Raw genomic sequence first — 19,413 nt, forward strand, 5'->3', positions numbered from 1 at the left:
GTATATAAGAGCGCAATATATTACTGGTTCTAGCACTCCATCCCAAACGATACATTGTGTATGCCTGCATTCATAACATTATGTCATCCGAAGTGTGTTATCTAATCAAAATACCCGTTGGACGTGTTCCGACGGGTATTTTGGTATGGAGATTGGCATGAAGAGATCAAGACTATATGACTGGCTCACAACCAAGCCAATCTGTCTCAACATATAAATGAGCATGTATCGTGATCGTTTATGATTGGTTTTCTACATTTGAATAGGACAATAAAGATGCAAAACGATAAAAACGGACAGATTCGGAATATAATTTGTATACATTATACTTATCACGAAAAAGGATGAGCATCTCTGATGATAAAAAGTTGAAACGATCCCCACCATGACAACATTCAGCAGACAATGAGAACCACACGAAAAGTAAAATGTACACGAAAAAAATATTTCGATTTTCGTCTGAAAACTGTAAATAAAAGGCGGATTAGGGACGATATATAATACATTAGTGACTAAATTACTCCTTGATTCAAAAAATAAAAATAAAGTGATTGACAGGTAATGAAAGCGTTATTATAATCATAATCAATCAAGGATAATCACAAACGATCACAAAACGTCATCAGGAGATTAAACAGTCATCATTTCGATCATCAAGTCGTCATTTATGGCTTTTACCAGACCAGTGATCCTGTTGCTTATCGGGATATACCTGCATCACATGTTGGAAGATATACAGTAGAAGACAGGACGGGTGGTGATGTACCGATGCTTTTCGAACAGGAACGCAAGCATAAGCTGGTCGAATACTTGCAGCACAATCATCGTGCATCGGTTCAGGAACTGGGGGAAATGTTTCAGGTTTCGGATTCAACAGTCAGGCGTGATCTCAAAGAGTTGGAAGACGCACGATTGCTGAAACGGACACATGGCGGAGCGGTTTCATTACAAAGTGTCAATTTTGAACCGAATATGGTGGACAAGGAAGATTCCTACCGCGAGGAAAAGGAACGCATTGCCCGCCGCGCCGCAGAGATGGTGAATCAGGGCGATACGATTTTGCTGGATTCTGGAACGACGACACTTCCGTTAGCACGAGAGCTGAGGAATCGATCAGGTATCCGAGTAATCACCAATTCAGTGATCGTACTAGGAGAATTAAAGGATTGCCGTAATATCGAATTGTCGATTATCGGCGGACTGCTCAGGCCGGATACACAGGCATTTGTCGGACCGATGGCAGAGCGCTTACTCGATATGGTTCGAGTCGATAAGGCATTCATGGCAACAAACGGATTGGATATGAGGGAAGGTATTACAACTCCCAATCTGACGGAAGCCGCAATCAAACGTAAAATGATCGATATTGCCAAGCAGGTTGTGCTGCTGGCGGATCACAGCAAGATTGGTGGAATCGCTTACGCGAAGTTCGCTGATCTGAATGATATCGATTACTGCATCACCGATGGGGGAGTACCAGTTTCGACGATTCAACAGTTCCGCAAGCTGGGGCTGGACATGATCATTGCCTGAATGATTCTAATAACAACCTTTTATCAAGTTTGTAAGCGTTTTAAGGTGATGAGTTGGCACTCACATGGACGCAACGATTCAGAGCATGGTCATACAGGGCTGATTTTGAAATTCAGATGAATGTGAAGGGGATATTACCATGAAAAAATTATTGGCTGTTACCGCTTGTCCGACCGGCATCGCGCACACGTACATGGCAGCAGAATCGCTGTCCAAAGCAGCAAGAGAAAAAGGAATTGAGATCAAAGTCGAAACACGCGGCGCAGTCGGCGTAGAGAACGGCTTAACTCCACAGGAAATCGCAGAAGCACACGCTATTATCGTGGCAGCCGATACGGATGTAGATGAAGCACGCTTTGCTGGTAAACCGGTTGTACGTGTCGCCGTTGCACAGGGCATCAAAGCGCCGGGTGATCTGATCGATCGTGCGCTGAATATGCAAGCATCCAGCTCGAATGTAACTGCTATTCCAACAGCATCCGAGAGCACTGGCAAACAGCCAAACATGTTCTACAAACATCTGATGAATGGTGTATCCAACATGCTGCCACTCGTTATCGCTGGTGGTTTGATTATCGCCTTCTCCTTCTTGTTTGCGTTTACAAAAGGTGGAGTCGATCAGGTAGAAGGTTCACTTGGTGCAGCACTGTCTACAATTGGCGGCGCTTCCATGGGGCTGATGGTTGTCATTCTGTCCGGCTTTATCTCCTTCTCTATCGCTGGTAAACCCGGTTTGGCACCTGGTCTCGTCGGTGGCGTACTGGCAAAAGACATGGGCGCAGGCTTTATCGGTGGTATCATTGCCGGTTTCATCGCTGGTTATGTTGCACACTGGCTGATCAAACACATCAAAATGCCACGTAACTTTGAAGGTCTGAAACCGATCCTGATTGTCCCTGTATTATCCGTTCTGATTATCGGTCTGTTGATGGTATATGTTATCGGTGAGCCAATTCAATGGCTGCTTGCACAATTGACTACTTGGTTGACTCATATGGGCGCAGGGAATGCCGTGCTGCTTGGTGCGATTCTCGGAGCTATGATGGCGCTGGATATGGGTGGTCCTTTCAACAAAACAGCGTATACGTTTGCTGTCGGTTTGCTCGCTTCTTCCATCTTCACACCAATGGCAGCAGTCATGGCAGCTGGTATGACACCTCCACTGGGTATCTGGCTGGCTACACTGATCGCCAAAAAGCGCTTCACCAAAGAAGAACGCGAAGCTGGTAAAGTTGCTTCCATACTCGGCTTGTCGTTTATTACCGAAGGCGCGATTCCATTCGGCGCTGCTGATCCGATCCGTATCATTCCTTCCTTTATGGTAGGTTCCGCAGTAGCGGGCGGTCTGTCCATGCTGTTCGGTTGTGGATTGCATGCTCCACACGGTGGCGTGTTCGTTCTGTTCATCCCGAATGCTATTGACCACCTGGGCTATTATGTTCTGTCTATCGTAGCAGGTACTGTCGTAACTGCACTGATGGTGCTGCTGCTGAAACGCAACAAAACCGTTGAAGTTCCTGATCAAAATAAAACAGCTGCCTGATCTGCAAACAGGCAAGCGTGAGAATAAAGAATACCCCGCATCCCCGCGGCAATCTCAATAGCAATACACTTGTAAACAAAACCTACTGAGCGACACATAGCGACCGGATACCCCTCCGGTCGCTGTGCATTTCACGCAAACAAAGGAGATCCTATCCATGAATATTCGCGAATTGCTGCAATCACAAAGTATTTTTCTGCCATCAACATCTGCTACACGCGAAGAAGCGATTCAGCAAATGGCGGCTGGTATGCATGAAGCAGGCGCTGTGTCCGATACATCTGCATATGTAGCTGCTGTAACTGCACGTGAACAGCAAAGCTCTACCGGTATTGGCTTTGGCGTTGCTATTCCGCATGGCAAATCCGCAGGTGTGACTCGCGCAGCACTGGCATTTGCCCGTTTCCAAACGCCGCTTGATTGGGATTCGCTTGACGGCGAGCCAGCTCAGATGGCATTCATGATCGGCGTACCTGAAGCCAATACTGGCAACGAGCATTTGCACATTCTTGTCGCTCTGTCTCGCAAACTGATTCACGAGGAATTTCGCAATGAACTGCTGCAAGCAAGCAGCAAAGAAGAAGTGATCGATATTCTGAGTCGCAATATTGGCTAAGTACACTCCATGTTCACTTCATTATACGGTTTGATATATAAGGCATCGCGTAGTTTATAAATAGAAAATTACAGAGAGAAAGCGTATCGTATCCAGCATGGATGCGGTACGCTTTTTCTTCAGTTCGATGTAATGATAGACAACTAGGCATAAGGATAAGCAAGTCATTCTATCCAACCTGCTCCATCCAAGCGTAACGTCGTACATACGTGAGCACAGAGCAATATTTATCAGTGGGTATATGCTTTGTGGTTAGTATTGTTGAAGCGATTGCGCCAATTTGTGTTGCTTTTTGGCATACAGCCATATATTTAAATGGACATTCCGTACAAAGTTTTTTAAAATGTATGTACAACTTAAATATTTATATACTTATTTTGCTCAATGCTACATACAAGTTGTTTTTATTTTTGAGTGAAATTGTAAGCGTTCTATTTATGGAAGGGTGTCTAGTTTAGCACAATCTGAACGTTACACCAGCGCAAGAAGCAGACAAGTTACCGTATTACAGCAACGGTGTCTGTGGTAAAATAAAAGCTATTGTATTCAAATTCATTTGACCGGGAGGAACTATGGCCGCTAAATACAGACAAGTACGGGATGAGATACTTTCATGGATTCATTCCTCCCGTTTGCTGCCAGGTAGTCGCTTGCCGTCGGAGCATGAAATTGCTGACCAATTTGAGGTGAGCCGCCAGACGGTGCGTCAGGCACTGGGCGAACTGGTACGTGAAGGATGGCTAAATCGGATGCAGGGCAAAGGTACATTTGTTGCTGATCCCGGTGCCAAATCCAAAGACGATAACAAAACGGTCGGTGTGATCACGACGTACATTTCCGACTATATTTTCCCGCAAATTGTACAGGGCATCGAAACGAGATTGCGATCGGAAGGTTATCGACTGCTGTTGGCAAGTACGGAGAACGATCCAGCCAAGGAACGAGAGTGTCTGGAAATGATGCTGAGTCAGTCGCCATCGGCGCTGATCGTGGAGCCTACGCGTAGCGGGGAACGAAGCGCCAATCTGAATTATTTTCTAACGATGGAGAATCGTCGGATTCCTTATCTCATGATCAATGCGAGCTATGAAGAAATGGACTCACCTTGTCTGCGTATGGACGATGAACTGGGCGGATTTCTGGCGGCAGAGCATCTGATCGGATTGGGACATCGCCGGATTGCCGGATTTTTCAAAACAGACGATATGCAGGGAGTTCGCCGGATGAGAGGATTTGTTGCCGCTCATCGCAAGCATAATATTCCGCTGCAACCGGCATTGATCTTCACCTATACGACAGATGACAAATCAACAGCACCACTTCGGCAGGCACGTCTACTAGTGAATCAGCCACAGGAACAGCGGGCAACTGGCTGGGTGCTGTACAATGATGAACTGGCAGTTATGCTACTTCAAGTCGTACGGGAGGTTGGCTGGAGTGTGCCGGATGATCTGTCACTCGTCGGATTTGATGATTCGTTTCTGGCGACAGCGACAGAGGTGAAGCTGACTACACTCAGTCATCCCAAACATGCACTCGGTACAGCAGCGGTAGAGATGATTTTGCCAATGTTGGATGGACGAAGCAACTGGGAAGAGAAGACATATCCACCAGAGCTGATTGTTCGTCATTCCACCGCCGCACCTGCTGTACTGTCAGAAAGCTAACATTTATTGGTTGGCAATTAAATTGTTAACCCACCTATTAAGTGTTGAGACAACAAAAAGCTCCACGTTACACCTCATGGTGAACACGTTGGAGCTTTTTGTTGTCTATCATATACACAAACCGGTTCCAATTTCAGTTGATTTAAACGTGAAATTTTTCAGCACAGTTTGTTTTGTTTTTACTTCTTTGTTTCGGCGTACTCATGTGTAGTGACTTCTTGCTCGCCTAACACACAATCGGCAAACAATACCGATTTAGGAATGCGGAAAAATTGTTCGGTTTTCTCTTGGAACGCAGGTGAAGGCAATGTTGCTTGATGCAGCCATTTGCGGAATGTACCTGGATGAACACCAATCCAGTGACTGACATCGGTTACAGAAAGATCGTGAACCATGCATAAACCTGTGAGAATGTGGTTACGCACCGGGGAACGTGTAATGGTCCGTTTCATGAAGCGGGATGGAGCTTGTTGGCAGATGACAGGACTATTATTAATAACCTGCTGGTTGAATAAGATATGGTGCGGGTATCCGAGCTCCCGACAAACCTTTTCCATATTCGCTTTACCTGGCAATCTACCTTCGTAAACCCAGGCGCTTACGCTGCGTGAGGAAACTGATAACCGTTCCGCGAGCTCGGAAAGTTTGATATCCTTGACCATCAGCACAGCCAGCAAAACGCGGTTGCGAATTTGACAGCGTGTCGGTCTACGGAATCTTTTGACGCGGACACCTTTACCAAGGTATTTACGGTTAATCAGAGACCACGCCTCTATAAAGTGTCGTTCTGGTTGATTAGGCATATTTCCTCCGATATGATTTATTCATTTTATAGCAGTTGGTTTAATGACCCTTTCAACATCCTACAACACAAAGACCCGCGTTTCAAGCGAACTTTTGCCAAAATAACCCCTAAAAATACTGGAATTTTTTAAATATTTGAATATCCTATACAAAATGACATAAACATAAGCAAAAATGTATTGTATGACAAACGTGTTACCACAAAAAGAAAATAATGTAATGTTAGATTTTTGTTGATTTCATTGCAATAAATTATTATTGAAATTAGTAAAAATTTGTATTTCTAAGCAAATAAACTATTGTTATATTGTTTTTTCGCCATTTTTCGCGCTGTTCATCGCATCGCTATCTCCAATATTTGTACAAAAACCTCACATTTTATTTACACTATACTGTTTTAAAAATCATATAATCTAACGTATTCATGTAGTTTTAAACGTCTGTTTGAACATATAGGACGGGAAAATACGAAATTCGTAATCATTTTGTAAACATTCATAACGCTGGAAATTGCTTGCCTCTAAATTTACCCTTTTCAAGCTTGTAAATGGAAAGGGTTCCGTGGTAAAGATCGCTTCGAATAGACCTGATATCTATGTTATGCATATAATGAAGTCCAAAAAAAAGAAGTTCGATCTGTTGCATTTGCTCGCTAAACGGGTAATGAACGACATGACCAGTAGACATTACTGCTGGAAGGATTGCGAAGGAGAGCATTTGGTAGTAGCGAATGTGATCCGGTAAAATGAATATTCGTCATATACCACGCAGTCTTTATTTCTATCTTATTGAACCCCGTGTTTGCAACGACAGACGCAGGGAATTGTTCATAACTCTAGGAGGGTAATATTATGACTACGAATACAAAGATTAAAGCTGAGAAACGCGAATCGACTAAACATTCCGCCAACCGTGAGCTGCGTAGCAGCGGACGTACACCTGGCGTCGTATATGGACCTGATCTGGGTAGCATCGCGGTGCATGTGGACAGCAAAGAATTGCAAGCACAAGCACGTCGCGGTGGGGCAGACATTTTCTCCCTGAACGTAGACGGTAAAGATGTACAAGTACTGTTGAAAGACATTCATCGCCGCGAAGGACGTATTACACACGTCGACTTCCTGCAAGTGTCTTCCAAAAAACCAATCACTGTTAGCGTACCACTCGACTTCCACGGCGAAGCAAAAGGCACCAAAGAAGGCGGCGTCTTCCAGCATCAAACAACCGAGTTGGAAGTTACAGGTCTGGCAAAAGACCTGCCAAGCATCTTGACTGTCGATATTGCAGAACTGGAAATCGGCGACACCGTAACTGCGGCTGATGTAAAATTGCCAGACGGCGTAACGCTGAACTCCAACGAAGAAGATATCATCGCTTCCGTAGCGGTACCGCGCGTAGCTGATGAAGATCTGGAAACTCCAGCTGCATCTGATGAAGAAGAAACCGCAGCAGGTGAAGAAGAAGCAACAGAAGAAGAAGCTTCTGACGAAGAAAAATCCGAGTAATACTGTAAATAGTGGCAGATTACAATACGATGATGTTGTAGCGTGATCTAACCATATTGTTCATACAATAACAAAGGCTGTTTGTGAAGCTGGCGAGCAATCGTTATCTGATCTAGCAGTGTATCCAGCCGGAACTGTATATGCAGTTCCGGCTTTGTTATATTCAGGTTGATCCGACTATTCCTTATCTGATCATGTTCATACCAGCAAGAGGGCAAAACGCTGAAGAATATGATACGATACTGTTATGACATGCCACGTTCTATAGCCGTGGTATGCACCATCCATTACATAGGCAAAGGAGACGTTTCCGTTATGATCAAGCATATTGTACTGTTCAAATTTAAAGACCCGTCTGAGGAGATCATTAACAAAGTCATTACCGGTTTGCGTGAATTGGAAGGTAAAGTAGATGTGATTCGTTCTATTCAAGTCGGTGTGGACGTGATCCGCAGCGAACGCTCGTATGATGTAGCGCTAGTCAGTGATTTTGACTCATTGGATGATCTGCAAACGTATCAAGTGCATCCAGATCATGTGAAGATCGCTGATTATATTGGCACAGTGAAAGAATCGACCATCGCGGTAGATTACGAATATTAAGAAGTCGTATCGTTGATATTCAGCAAATGCTGTACATTGCTGTGTAACATAATAGGTAGGGGGTTGAACATCATGGGCATGACTGGAAAATATCTGGCTGTAGATTCGTCAGAACTGGAGAAGCTGGTGCAAGGTCAATGGAAAGTCGACCAGCTTGATGTGGATCAATATCCAGAACTGGACATTGATAAATCATGGCAGGGGATTCATTTGTGGTTATGCCGTGATTATTTTGACGGACAACCTCCTCAAGGTTATGTCGTTCCGATGCTCAAAGATCAAGCGCTGGAACTGGAGCCATATGGAGCCTATTATTTGTATCCGCAACAGGTACAGCAGGCGGCTGAATGGTTAGCGGCAAGTACAGATGAACAGCTCGCTTCATCGTATGATTTTGCCAGTATGATGGAGCAGGCTGTGTATCCTACGATAGAAGGAGAAGATGAGCAGGAATTTTATGATTATTTGCACGCTCATTTACGCGATATTCAAACCTTTTATCAAACAGCGGTAACGACAGGTCATGGTATTGTATTTTATGTGTTCTAACAGACTAGATTCTTAATCAACAGAGTAAGGTGCTGAAACTATATGTATTATGTGAATCGGGAACAGATTGAACGTCGCATTGCGGCGTTGGATGATGTGTGTGCGGCATTGGAGCAAACCGCTTCATCGTGGGATGCGAGCCTGACCAGTGGGATGGTGCAGGAGCGTGCGCTGCATCTTGCTATTGAATGTGTGACTGATATCGGCAGCTATCTGATCGACGGCTTCATTATGCGCGATGCGAGCAGCTATGACGATATTATCGAGATTGTCGGTGGCGAACAAGTGATGGATGAACAGACAACAGCACGCTTGTTAGAACTGGTTAAGCTGCGTCGCCCGCTCGTACAGGACTATTACGATTGGCAGCGCTATGAACTGCATCCGCTTACAACGGTGTTGCCGGAAACGTTACGCAGCTTTGCGACGCAAGTGCATGATTATTTGGATCGTGAGCTAGGTACAGGTGTATCGGGAGATCAAGCGCAATCGAATTGAATCACATTCCCTGTATCAATGAACCGTTTTGAATTTACATCCCATGCCGGATAAGCTACAATAACGGTATTATAAAAGGGATACTGTGACCCTTTTCGCTGACAACTGGCGGATGGGGTCGTTTTATTTTCGCGCAAAAGGGGGTCCCGGGATGAAGCCCAACCAAGAACCATCAACACGACGCAGCATCATGATGATCCTAAAAACAAGCGGCCCGGCAAGTGTCTCCGATCTCGCCCGGCAATTGAATATTACTGAAATGGCGGTGCGCCGTCATATTCAGACACTGGAGCAGGAAGGATTGCTACTGGCGGAAACGATCAAAATTCCAACCGGACGTCCGTATTTACGCTTTCGACTGAGCGAGCAGGCGGCGGAACATTTTCCACATAATTATCATCAGCTGACATTAGACTTGCTGGATGAGCTGGACGAGGCGTCCATTCAGCGGATCTTTGAAGGGCGTAAGCAAAAGCTGTTAGATCGGTATACGCCATTGATGGAACAACAAAGTCTGCGTGAACGGGTAGCCGCGCTTGCGGAGATTCAGCATAGTGGCGGTTATATGGCAAGCTATGAGGAACAAGGTCAGGATGAGTACACGATTTACGAATACAATTGTCCGATCAATCGAGTCGCTGATCAGCATCAGATTGCGTGTCAATGCGAGCAGGAGTTGTTTGAACAGCTACTTGATGCCCAAGTGACACGTACCGAATGTATTGCCAAAGGTGGGCGATGTTGTATTTATCAGGTGAAATCCAAATAGACGCTAGAGACAGGATTGGCTTTGTATCAAGCACAATCCTTTTTTGTTATCAGATGATTCATATGTCTTCTATGCATACCTATACCTGCTAGGTGCTGAATGAGGCAGCTTGAGTTTTTTATACATAGAAGATCGTCAATTGCAGCGCATGGTGGGCAAAACGTTGCTGGCTGGGTAATAGTAAACAAATACATGTAACTAGAGAATGGAGAGATTGTGATGGATCAACAGAAAACGCAATTTATATACGGACTGCTCACAGGCGCATTGATTGGTGCAGGTGCAGCCATCCTGTATACACCGAAAAGTGGACGCGATATTCGTGCCGATCTGCTATACGGTGCGGAGATCATCAAGGAAAAAGGCCCAGAGTGGAATCAAAAAGGTCATGAAGTGACCGAAAAAGGTCTGGAAGTGGTTGCAGTGGTCAAAGAATCGCTTGGCGTAGCACGCGAATGGAAAGAACAAGTGGAAGCCGCTACTGAGGACGTTAAACATGAACTGGCTGAATTCAAAGAGCAACAGGAAGCAGAGAAGGCGGAAGATACCGATAGCAATGCATCCACTTCTACCCCAGCTTCAACCGACAAACCGACTACGCCACCGGCTGGCACTGATAAAACGAGCAATTATAGCGTATAATGTGATGCTCATTTTATTTGTACCTTCTATGAATGAAGTAAATAAGCAAAATGATAATGAAGAGCACTCATCGGTATGACAATACGCAGATGAGTGTTTTTTTTGTGACGTAAAATAGTAGTGATGCAAGGGTGTATTTTATGATTGTGGAAGTCCGTTATTTCCAGTCGTTATACATGTAAAAGTATGAATATAGCAGTATGTATACGTATTCAAACTGTATTTGGATTACCAAAAAGTCCAGTTTTTAATCTATATAACGATAATTCGCTTTTTTTGTAAACGTGCACAAAAATAATGAAATACTGTACATAATAACTTGAATACGTTTAATATCCTTACAACACATTAAGAAATGCAAACAACGAAGTACAGTAGGAGAACATAGTAACATTGATTGCATTCTATTATGAAGGGAGGTGAGACTCCTGAAGCATTTCTACCGGTTATGTGCAATGGTAGTGACCATGCTGATTGTAGCACTGGTTCACCAACAGTCTGTGCAAGCCGGAGGATTGGGTGACATTGTGGACAACACGACGAAGTCGCTAGGAAAAACGGTCACTGAGACTGTAGAGACTACGACTGATGCAACCTCGGATGTAGTGAAAGACGTATCGGATCCTGTTATCTCTACCGTTGAGACAACGGCAGGTACAGTAACTGACACCTCTAGCAATGCAGCCGAGTCTGAATCCAATGTTACGAATACGGTTAACGGAATCGTCGATCAAACAACGGATGTTGTTGCAAACACAGCGGAAGATGCAACTGGTGCTGTCGAGCAGACGACCGAAACGGTGGGAGAGACAGTGGGTACAACAACTGATCTTTTGAACAACACGACTGAAACTGCCGCCCATACGGTACGTGCTGCTACGACAACGGTAACCGATGTGACTGACACTGCGCTTGAGACAACAGTCGATGTTGTAGATACTACATTGAATACGACGACTGAGGTGACCAATACGGTATTGGATACAACAACCAACGTTGTGAACACAGCAACATATGCAGTTGACTCCACCGTAGACATTGTAGAAGATACGGCAGAACAACTGCCAGATGATGCAGACGTACCGCCGGTCAATGAGCAGCCAACCGTTCCGCCTGTTGTTTCCGCTCCTGAAAAGGATAACGGTAAGGACAAAGAGCGCGAACGTCAGCCAGCTCAACCGGCTCCGACGCCAGCAGCTACATCTTCTACAGTCCCAGTTGATCATCATTCCGATCCCGTCCCGGTTCCTGCTGCGCAGCAACCCGTTCAACAGCCATCTGCACAGCCCGCTGTGACAGAAACGTCTGAACCGCAAGCTACACAGCCGAAGTCGGAACCATCTGAGCCATTGTCAGTACGCCTTCATGATCCTGAGCCTGCTACATCATCGGTTGTAGTGCCGACACAGATAAGCAGCCAAGAAACATTGAAGACAGTGACAGCGGATCAAGAGATAGACGACAATTCTCCAGCTAGCAGCGGATATCCAGTAGCGGCGAACCCACTTGCGGATATTTGGCTGAATGGCAGAGGCAACCTGACTATTGCACCAGGTAATGCCACAGGCGGCGACCTGAACCCAACCTCCGGTTCTAATGGATCGCAGATTCCGGGTATTGGCGCCGGACGCAACGGCTTGTCACGATACAATGAGCTAGTGCTTATCTATCGTGCCCAGTCAGACAAAGGTAGCAACCAGTGGATCAATCCACCACCAGGGCAACCACCACAAATCGCTCCTGATTTTAATACGTCGTTTGTCGGATGACAACCAACAATTAAAATTAAGGGAGCGAATATACAATGAAAAACACAGTGAAAGCTATGGTAGCGGCAGGATGTCTGGCAGCAGCAATGGGTTGGTCTACAGGTACAGTATCAGCAAACGGATTACTCGACAATCTCGGTAGCAGCCACTCTGGCAGTAATAATCACAGCAGTCAAAGTAGCAGCAGCAACCGGGAATCCAGCTCACTGCTCAATCTGGGCGGTGATGATACCATTCTGGGCGATGATCTGAAAATCAATGTACTGAATAGCCATGATGACGAATCCACAGACGGAGAGCGCGAGTCAAGTTCACTGTTGGAGATTTCTGGCGATGATACCATCCTCGGCGACGATCTGAAACTGGATGTACTGAAAAGCGATGATTCTCAATCAGAAGATAAAGACCAAAGTTCCAGCAGCGTACTCAACGCATCCGGAACAGATACCATTCTGGGTGATGATCTGAATGCTGATGTATTGAACAATGATGACTGGGAGTCAAAAGATGGCGAACAGAATCACAGTTCCGTACTGGAATCTTCTGGCACAGACACCATTTTGGGTGACGATGCAAGCTTAGATGTACTGAAAAGTGATGAGAAGGAAGACGGGGGTCGCAGCTATGACACTAGTAGCGTTATCGATTCCGCTGCAACGGACAGCATTTTGGGCGACGATCTAAATCTGGATGTGTTGAATAGTCAAGATTATGATTCTGAAGACATGGATGCTGAGCACAGTGCAGTATTGGAAACTTCCGGAACCGATACGATTCTGGGTGATGATGTAAATGCCGATGTACTGAAGAACAATGAAGTGCGTACGGATGATATGGAGAGCGAACAAAGCTCTGTATTGAATGCTTCCGCAACGGACAGCGTGGTTGGAGACGATGCAACTGTTGACGTACTGAACAGCAAAGAACAAAACTCGGATAGTATGGATCGTGAACACAGTTCGGTCATTGAATCTTCCGCTACAGATACAGTAGTGGGCGACGATGTGAATGTGGATGTTTTGAAAAGCGATGAAGTGACTTCCGATGATGTGAATGCTGAACAAAGCTCTGTCCTTGATTCTTCTGCTACAGATACAGTAGTAGGCGACGATGTAAATGTCGATGTGTTGAAAAACAGCGATGTGAACACCGACGATATGGATCATGAACAAAGTGCAGTACTGGAATCTTCTGCTACTGATACAGCTTTTGGTGATGATAGCCATCTGAATGTTCTGCAAAATGAAGAGAACAACACAGACAAAGCTGATCACGACAAAAGTGTGGCAGTAGATGCAGCGACAACAGATAGCGTACTGGGTGATGATCTGAACTTGGACGTTTTGACTAACGATGACTATGATGCTGATCATGCGGATCGCGAACACAGTGCAGTTGTTGAATCTTCGGGTACAGACACAGCTATTGGCGATGATCTGAACTTGAATGTACTGAACAGCGATGAAGCAACAACAGACAACGTAGACACAGATAGCAATTCGGTAGTTGAGTCTTCCGGAACAGATACTATCCTTGGTGACGATCTGAATCTGAATGTGCTGGATAGCGAAGAGACAGAAGTTACTTCCGACACGTACAACAAATAATCGACAGTACGGGCTTACTCATATCGGTTATACCGAGAGCATAGCTTAACGAAAAGAAGTAAATAGCTGGAAGCAGAATAAGGCTGGTATCCTTTATTCTGTACAAAAGACCCTCTGAGACGTCGGAGGGTCTTTTTCTGTCCATTAGCACTGTTTTTCTGTTCATCCATCAGCACTATTTTGCTGTCTAGTAATCCTGTTTTCTGCCCATCCACAATGGTGTTCTTCATATATAGATTTACATATTCTGTATCATCCAAAAGTACGCGAAAAGAATAACTTTTAATGAATAATTGTAGTCAAAATAGCGATATAGTAAACGTTTTTCGGGTAAATATAAATAACTTAATTTTCCATAATGTTATTTTTAAGTATATTATGTAAGTTTGCTTAGGGTACAACGATTCCTTACAGGAAAGGAGGTGAATAAACGAATGAAGTATCGATTGCTCGCACTAGTGATTGCGTTATTTTTATACGCATTTGTTCATTACAATGCCGCTCATGCTGCTGGCGAAGAATTATCTTCGCAGCAGACGATTTCTACGGAAAAAACGGATACAAATTCAAATGATCAGTTGAACCGTTCTGTAGAAGATACACGCAATGCTATAAACGAAGAGAGTGGTATATCAGAGCGCGCTCTATTACAACGTACGACGGCTTCACTTGTTGGAACAGTGACGGATACGGTGAAATCAGTTACTGACACGACAACACAGGCAGCCAGTGAAGTGACCAGTCAGGCATCCTCGGCAGTAGCTGATAAAGGCTCCAATCTAGGAAATACAGTAGGGAATACTGCTGGAATTGTTGGAAATGTAACAGGAGTGACCGAAGATCTTGTCAAAGAAACGGAAAAGCTGGTGACCGGCGAGCCGACGGATATAACCGGGGCTTTGTCGTCAGCAGTGGATCAAACCGTAAAGGACACTGTAGATACTGCGGCTGGCGCCGTATCAGGTACAACTGCAACTGTTACGGAGACGGTACAGTCTACTGTGAGTACGGTCGATCATGTTGTCAATGCTACAACAACGACAGCAACCGATGTTGTTACTGAAGTGGTAGACACCGCAAACGATGTAGTGACCCATGTACCTACTGTAGTAACTGAAGTCGTCAAACCACTACCAACTATACCAAATCCAACACCATCCGTTCCTGTAATTACGATTCCACCAGTAGTGACGCCGCAACCAGAGCCGGAACATACGACGAATCCCGAAGCGGAAGCTGATCCTACATCGTCTACATCCAGTCGAAATCATACAGCTACGAAACCGACCGGAACGCAGACGCCAGATGATCATTCGGCTTCAGCGATTCATCCTCAGTCACCGATCCAACCGCAACCTGATTCAGCGTCACCAATTATTCCTTCCAGCGATGCAATTGTACCTGAGACTCATCCGACTAACGCTAATCCGAATCCACTCTCGAACAATATCCAAACTGCTTCAGAAGCTACACGTATAGCAGATGAGCAAGAAGCACAGCAGACAGGCAATCCTTCTGGCAATGTACCAATATGGAATTGGCAATCATGGATGAATACGCAAGATATTGGCGTTGATGAGCATCATACAGATCGCACATCTCTGCAAACGGTAGACACCAATGACACTTCAGCTGGCGCTGCTATTCCATTTGCCCCGTCCGGGTTGCCACTTGTACCGGATTATTCTACAGATGCACTGGCTGTCATGAATGTAGCCAATGTAGGCACATCCTCAGCACAGTTGGTTTCAACTGGCGGAAATGCAGGTAGCAATTCGGCAGCGTTGCTGCTGGACACTATGAACGATCGACAGCGCAATGCGCCGATTGTAATTCACTATACTCGTTCGGAACGAGGCAGCAGTCAGTGGATGAATGCCCCACCGGGTCAGCCACCGCAACACTCCCTTTATTTTAATGGACAACAGTCGTATTAAAATAAAAGGGAGCGATGAACAATGAAATGGTCAGTGAAAATGATGGTGGCAACAGGTTGTCTGGCAGCAGTTATGGGATGGTCGCATACAACCGCATCGGCGGCAGAATCAGAAAGCCGTTCGCTGGTAGAGCTGAATATTGGAGATCAACATGAGGAAAGCACTCAGCAGGATAGTACGCTGCATGTCGGTGTACTGGAGCATCAGGAGAACACCGACGCAACAGGCAATCAGCAGAGCGACGCCGTGCTTCAAGTACAAGCCAATAACACCGTGCTTGGAGACGAAATAGAGGCGCAAGTGCTCACTTCTTCAGATCAAACGACAACCAACAGCGAGACCGATCATTCCGCCTTTGCAGAAGTGACGGGGACTGACACCCTGGTCAGCGACGATCTGCATATTGGTGTTCTGGACAATCAAGAGCAATCCCAAGCCAACACTGACAACAGCCACTCGGCTGTAGCCGAAATTGCAGCAACCGATACACCAATTAGTGATGACGTGCATATTGGTGTATTGGATAGCAATGAACAATCCGGTGAAAATATAAACGCAGAGCATAAAGCTGTAGCGGAAGTTACAGCGAATGACACTGTGATCGGAGACGATGTGCACGTCGGCGTACTGGATCGCGATGAGCAATCTGTGGAAACTGCTAGCACAGAACATCAAGCCGTAGTAGAAGTAGCAGCGGATGATGCTATAGTTGGCGATGATGTGCACGTCGGTGTGCTGGATCGCGATGAGCAATCCGTTGAAGCTGCCAGCACAGAACACGAAGCCGCAGTAGAAGTAGGAGCTGACGATACTGTAGTTGGCGATGATGTACACGTAGGTGTGCTAGATCGCGATGAACAATCCGGCGAAGCTGACAGCACAAAACACGAAGCTGCGGTAGAGGTGGCAGCTGACGATACTGTAGTTGCTGACAACGTACACGTTGGTGTACTGGATCGCGATGAGCAATCCGTTGAAGCTGCCAGCACAGAACATGAAGCCGCAGTAGAGGTAGCAGCGGATGATGCTGTAGTTGCCGATGATGTACACGTTGGTATACTGGATCGCGATAAGCAATCTGTTGAAGCTACCAGTACAGAACACGAAGCCGCAGTAGAGGTAGCAGCGGATGATGCTGTAGTTGCCGATAATGTACACGTTGGTGTACTGGATCGAGACGAACAATCCGATGAAACTGCCAGCACAAAACATGAAGCCGTAGTAGAAGTAGCTGCCAATGACCTGCCGATTGCTGACCAATTGCATCTTGGTGTATTGGACAGCGATGAGCAATCCACTACAACTAGCAATAGCCAACAAGATGCTGCGGTAAAGCTTGGATTGGATGATGTACTTGGTAGCGATCTGAATATAGCTGTTCTCGACAACAACCAGCTGGAAAATAGCGACGGAATCGGTGAACAATCATCGCTGATCTCTATCGGTATTGCAGATGGCATTTTGCCAGATGTGGGTCTGAATTTATTGGAAAATACCAGCTTCACACCGATCATCGGCAACGACGATGGAAATGAATCCGGTGGCGGTGATACTGGTACAACTCCGACAGAGCCAACACAGCCTGGCAACAATGACAATGATGGAACAGACGACAATGGTAATACTGGCAGTACCGATCCATCTGACAACGGTAGCTCAAATAACGGTAATAACGGAAATGGCAACAATACTAGTGGAAATAACAATAATGGTAGCAATACAGGCAATAGCGGTGGCAACAATGGTACCAATAATGGAACATCGAACAACACGGACAATACTGGCAATACCAGCACAGATAACAACAGCAATAATGGTACAGGCACATCCGGCAGTAACAGTTCTAGTGGTAACGCAGCAACGACTGTAAGTAATGGAGCAGGTGTTCTCGTCGGATCAACAGATGGAGTCAATCCTTCTAACGCCGACAATGAAACAGCAACCAACAGTCTGAATGGCGACGTAAGCATTGCGTCTACAGATGACCCGACTGCTGCTGTAGAAACGGATGAACAGAACAGTTCGACCTCGCCTCGCAATCGTCTGAATACGGTGACTGCGATGGGTATGGTTACACCAGCAGCACTGCTGCCGGGTTCAACTCGCAATGCCAATATTGTGACAGCTGCCGGTCAAGGCACGATGGGCGTGAGTGATATTGCTGCAAACGCTAATCCAACGCTTGGCAACCAGCTGATCCATATGGATCGTCTGCCACAAACAGGTGAGACCGCAACTCCAATGTCAGTGTATGTCATCGGCATGCTGCTTATTATGCTCGGTCTGACTTTACGCAAGCACACTGGCAAACAATAAAATGAGAACGATAACGCATTCCAATGTCCTTCGCTAGAAACCGCGAATCACATCCCCGCTTCAAAAGAAACATTTCCTAACTATAGAGCAACTTTCCAACACGGAAAGTTGCTCTATTTTTCGTATACACATACTCATCTTCATACGTACATCCGTATAAGTATCTTCACAAACGATATCTAGTATGCAAAGAAATACTCGCTATATACACTCCAAATGTACAAATAAAAAAGTTTACATAATCTCCAGATTTTCTGAAACTTTTTGTATCTCATACGTATTATACAAGTACGCACTTCGCATGTGCGTTCAGCATTTGATTATTCAGCGCCCGGATCGCAGCTGTGGCGCGAATCCATGAAGGAGAGATGCAACATGTCAAAATGGACCCGTTTATTTTCCGCTAAGCAATGGGTGCATGTATTCAAAAAACTCCCTGGATTGCTCACTTCCAGAGAACTGCCTATAACAGAAAAGCTGCTGTTCGTTGTTCCCGTACTTGTATACTGGGTGATGCCGGACATGATGCCGTTTATGCCTATAGATGATATTGGAGTGACCTTGTTGCTCATGAACTGGTTCGTATCGCGTGCCGAAACAAAACTGTCAACGATTGAGTACAATCCGCAGCGCTAAGCATGGGTTTATCCTTGCGTAATAATGGGACCAGTTATACAATAGTACTATTGCGTCCTGCACTCAGGCAGGCAAGTCGAACTCAAGGAGCTGATTCCATGAAAGTCAAAATTACGCGCAATGCAGCGAAAGTAATCAAGCAAGAGATGGACAAACCAGAAAACGCAGGTCTGAAACTGCGTGTATTTGTAACTCATTCCCACGGCGACCACGTGCACTATGGTATGGACCTGGCTGAGCCACAAAGTCATGAAGAAGTCGTATCCACCGACAAAGAAATCGATGTAGCCGTTGATCCAAACGAAGCATGGCTGGATGGCGTCAAAGTCGACTATCTGTACACCGGTGAAGAGGGCTTTGTGATTACGAACCCTTCCAAAGGCGATCACGGTCACCATCATCACTAAGATGACCGAAGG

General features: G+C 45.5%; 17 protein-coding genes. 16 read left to right on the forward strand and 1 reads right to left on the reverse strand.

Annotated features, from left to right (window positions below; translation table 11 throughout):
• The first annotated feature begins 768 nt into the window (after window positions 1-768).
• The 4 genes from ACE3MZ_RS07840 to ACE3MZ_RS07855 all read left to right on the forward strand — a co-directional run bounded on the left by ACE3MZ_RS07840 (window position 769) and on the right by ACE3MZ_RS07855 (window position 5,359).
• Complete coding sequence (locus ACE3MZ_RS07840; protein WP_411345890.1) at window positions 769-1,533, forward strand: DeoR/GlpR family DNA-binding transcription regulator; 765 nt, start codon at window positions 769-771, stop codon at window positions 1,531-1,533.
• A 139-nt stretch (window positions 1,534-1,672) separates the two neighbouring features.
• A complete protein-coding gene (locus ACE3MZ_RS07845) occupies window positions 1,673-3,076 on the forward strand; it encodes a PTS fructose transporter subunit IIC (RefSeq protein ID WP_411345891.1) in 1,404 nt (467 codons plus the stop codon).
• 157 nt (window positions 3,077-3,233) lie between these two features.
• Window positions 3,234-3,692, forward strand: coding sequence for a PTS sugar transporter subunit IIA (locus ACE3MZ_RS07850; protein WP_411345892.1), 459 nt, complete (start codon window positions 3,234-3,236; stop codon window positions 3,690-3,692).
• Window positions 3,693-4,264: 572 nt separating this feature from the next.
• Window positions 4,265-5,359 carry a GntR family transcriptional regulator gene (locus ACE3MZ_RS07855; RefSeq protein WP_411345893.1) on the forward strand — a complete coding sequence of 365 codons (1,095 nt, stop codon included), beginning with the start codon at window positions 4,265-4,267 and terminating at the stop codon, window positions 5,357-5,359.
• Window positions 5,360-5,538: 179 nt separating this feature from the next.
• On the opposite strand, the gene ACE3MZ_RS07860 is transcribed toward ACE3MZ_RS07855, so the two are convergent.
• Window positions 5,539-6,162, reverse strand: a complete 624-nt coding sequence (locus ACE3MZ_RS07860; RefSeq protein WP_411345894.1) for an XRE family transcriptional regulator — start codon at window positions 6,160-6,162, stop codon at window positions 5,539-5,541.
• Window positions 6,163-7,014: 852 nt separating this feature from the next.
• Between ACE3MZ_RS07860 and ACE3MZ_RS07865 the strand changes: the two genes are divergently transcribed.
• The 12 genes from ACE3MZ_RS07865 to ACE3MZ_RS07920 all read left to right on the forward strand — a co-directional run bounded on the left by ACE3MZ_RS07865 (window position 7,015) and on the right by ACE3MZ_RS07920 (window position 19,401).
• Complete coding sequence (locus ACE3MZ_RS07865; RefSeq protein ID WP_411345895.1) at window positions 7,015-7,668, forward strand: 50S ribosomal protein L25; 654 nt, start codon at window positions 7,015-7,017, stop codon at window positions 7,666-7,668.
• Between the two features lie 315 nt (window positions 7,669-7,983).
• The gene (locus ACE3MZ_RS07870; protein ID WP_367055787.1) at window positions 7,984-8,271 is read left to right on the forward strand and encodes a Dabb family protein; all 288 of its coding nucleotides are present in this window, start codon (window positions 7,984-7,986) and stop codon (window positions 8,269-8,271) included.
• A gap of 72 nt (window positions 8,272-8,343) precedes the next feature.
• The gene (locus ACE3MZ_RS07875; RefSeq protein ID WP_411345896.1) at window positions 8,344-8,820 is read left to right on the forward strand and encodes a YfbM family protein; all 477 of its coding nucleotides are present in this window, start codon (window positions 8,344-8,346) and stop codon (window positions 8,818-8,820) included.
• Window positions 8,821-8,862: 42 nt separating this feature from the next.
• Entirely contained in the window at window positions 8,863-9,318 is a 456-nt protein-coding gene (locus ACE3MZ_RS07880) for a DUF86 domain-containing protein (protein ID WP_411345897.1), read from the forward strand.
• 151 nt (window positions 9,319-9,469) lie between these two features.
• Complete coding sequence (locus ACE3MZ_RS07885; RefSeq protein WP_411345898.1) at window positions 9,470-10,087, forward strand: helix-turn-helix transcriptional regulator; 618 nt, start codon at window positions 9,470-9,472, stop codon at window positions 10,085-10,087.
• Window positions 10,088-10,306: 219 nt separating this feature from the next.
• Window positions 10,307-10,729, forward strand: coding sequence for a YtxH domain-containing protein (locus ACE3MZ_RS07890; protein WP_411345899.1), 423 nt, complete (start codon window positions 10,307-10,309; stop codon window positions 10,727-10,729).
• Window positions 10,730-11,184: 455 nt separating this feature from the next.
• The gene (locus tag ACE3MZ_RS07895) at window positions 11,185-12,498 is read left to right on the forward strand and encodes a hypothetical protein (protein WP_411345900.1); all 1,314 of its coding nucleotides are present in this window, start codon (window positions 11,185-11,187) and stop codon (window positions 12,496-12,498) included.
• A 35-nt stretch (window positions 12,499-12,533) separates the two neighbouring features.
• A complete protein-coding gene (locus ACE3MZ_RS07900; RefSeq protein ID WP_411345901.1) occupies window positions 12,534-14,105 on the forward strand; it encodes a hypothetical protein in 1,572 nt (523 codons plus the stop codon).
• 434 nt (window positions 14,106-14,539) lie between these two features.
• Window positions 14,540-16,042 (forward strand): hypothetical protein, encoded by a 1,503-nt coding sequence (locus tag ACE3MZ_RS07905; RefSeq protein WP_411345902.1) that lies wholly within the window; start codon window positions 14,540-14,542, stop codon window positions 16,040-16,042.
• A gap of 21 nt (window positions 16,043-16,063) precedes the next feature.
• Window positions 16,064-18,358 carry an LPXTG cell wall anchor domain-containing protein gene (locus ACE3MZ_RS07910; RefSeq protein ID WP_411345903.1) on the forward strand — a complete coding sequence of 765 codons (2,295 nt, stop codon included), beginning with the start codon at window positions 16,064-16,066 and terminating at the stop codon, window positions 18,356-18,358.
• A gap of 375 nt (window positions 18,359-18,733) precedes the next feature.
• On the forward strand, window positions 18,734-18,994 hold the full coding sequence (locus ACE3MZ_RS07915) for a hypothetical protein (protein ID WP_411345904.1): 261 nt from the start codon (window positions 18,734-18,736) through the stop codon (window positions 18,992-18,994).
• Window positions 18,995-19,092: 98 nt separating this feature from the next.
• On the forward strand, window positions 19,093-19,401 hold the full coding sequence (locus ACE3MZ_RS07920; RefSeq protein WP_411345905.1) for a HesB/IscA family protein: 309 nt from the start codon (window positions 19,093-19,095) through the stop codon (window positions 19,399-19,401).
• Window positions 19,402-19,413 lie beyond the last annotated feature (12 nt).

Source organism: Paenibacillus sp. WLX1005, assembly GCF_046603685.1.
In the GTDB taxonomy this organism is placed as follows: Bacteria; Bacillota; Bacilli; order Paenibacillales; family Paenibacillaceae; genus Saccharibacillus.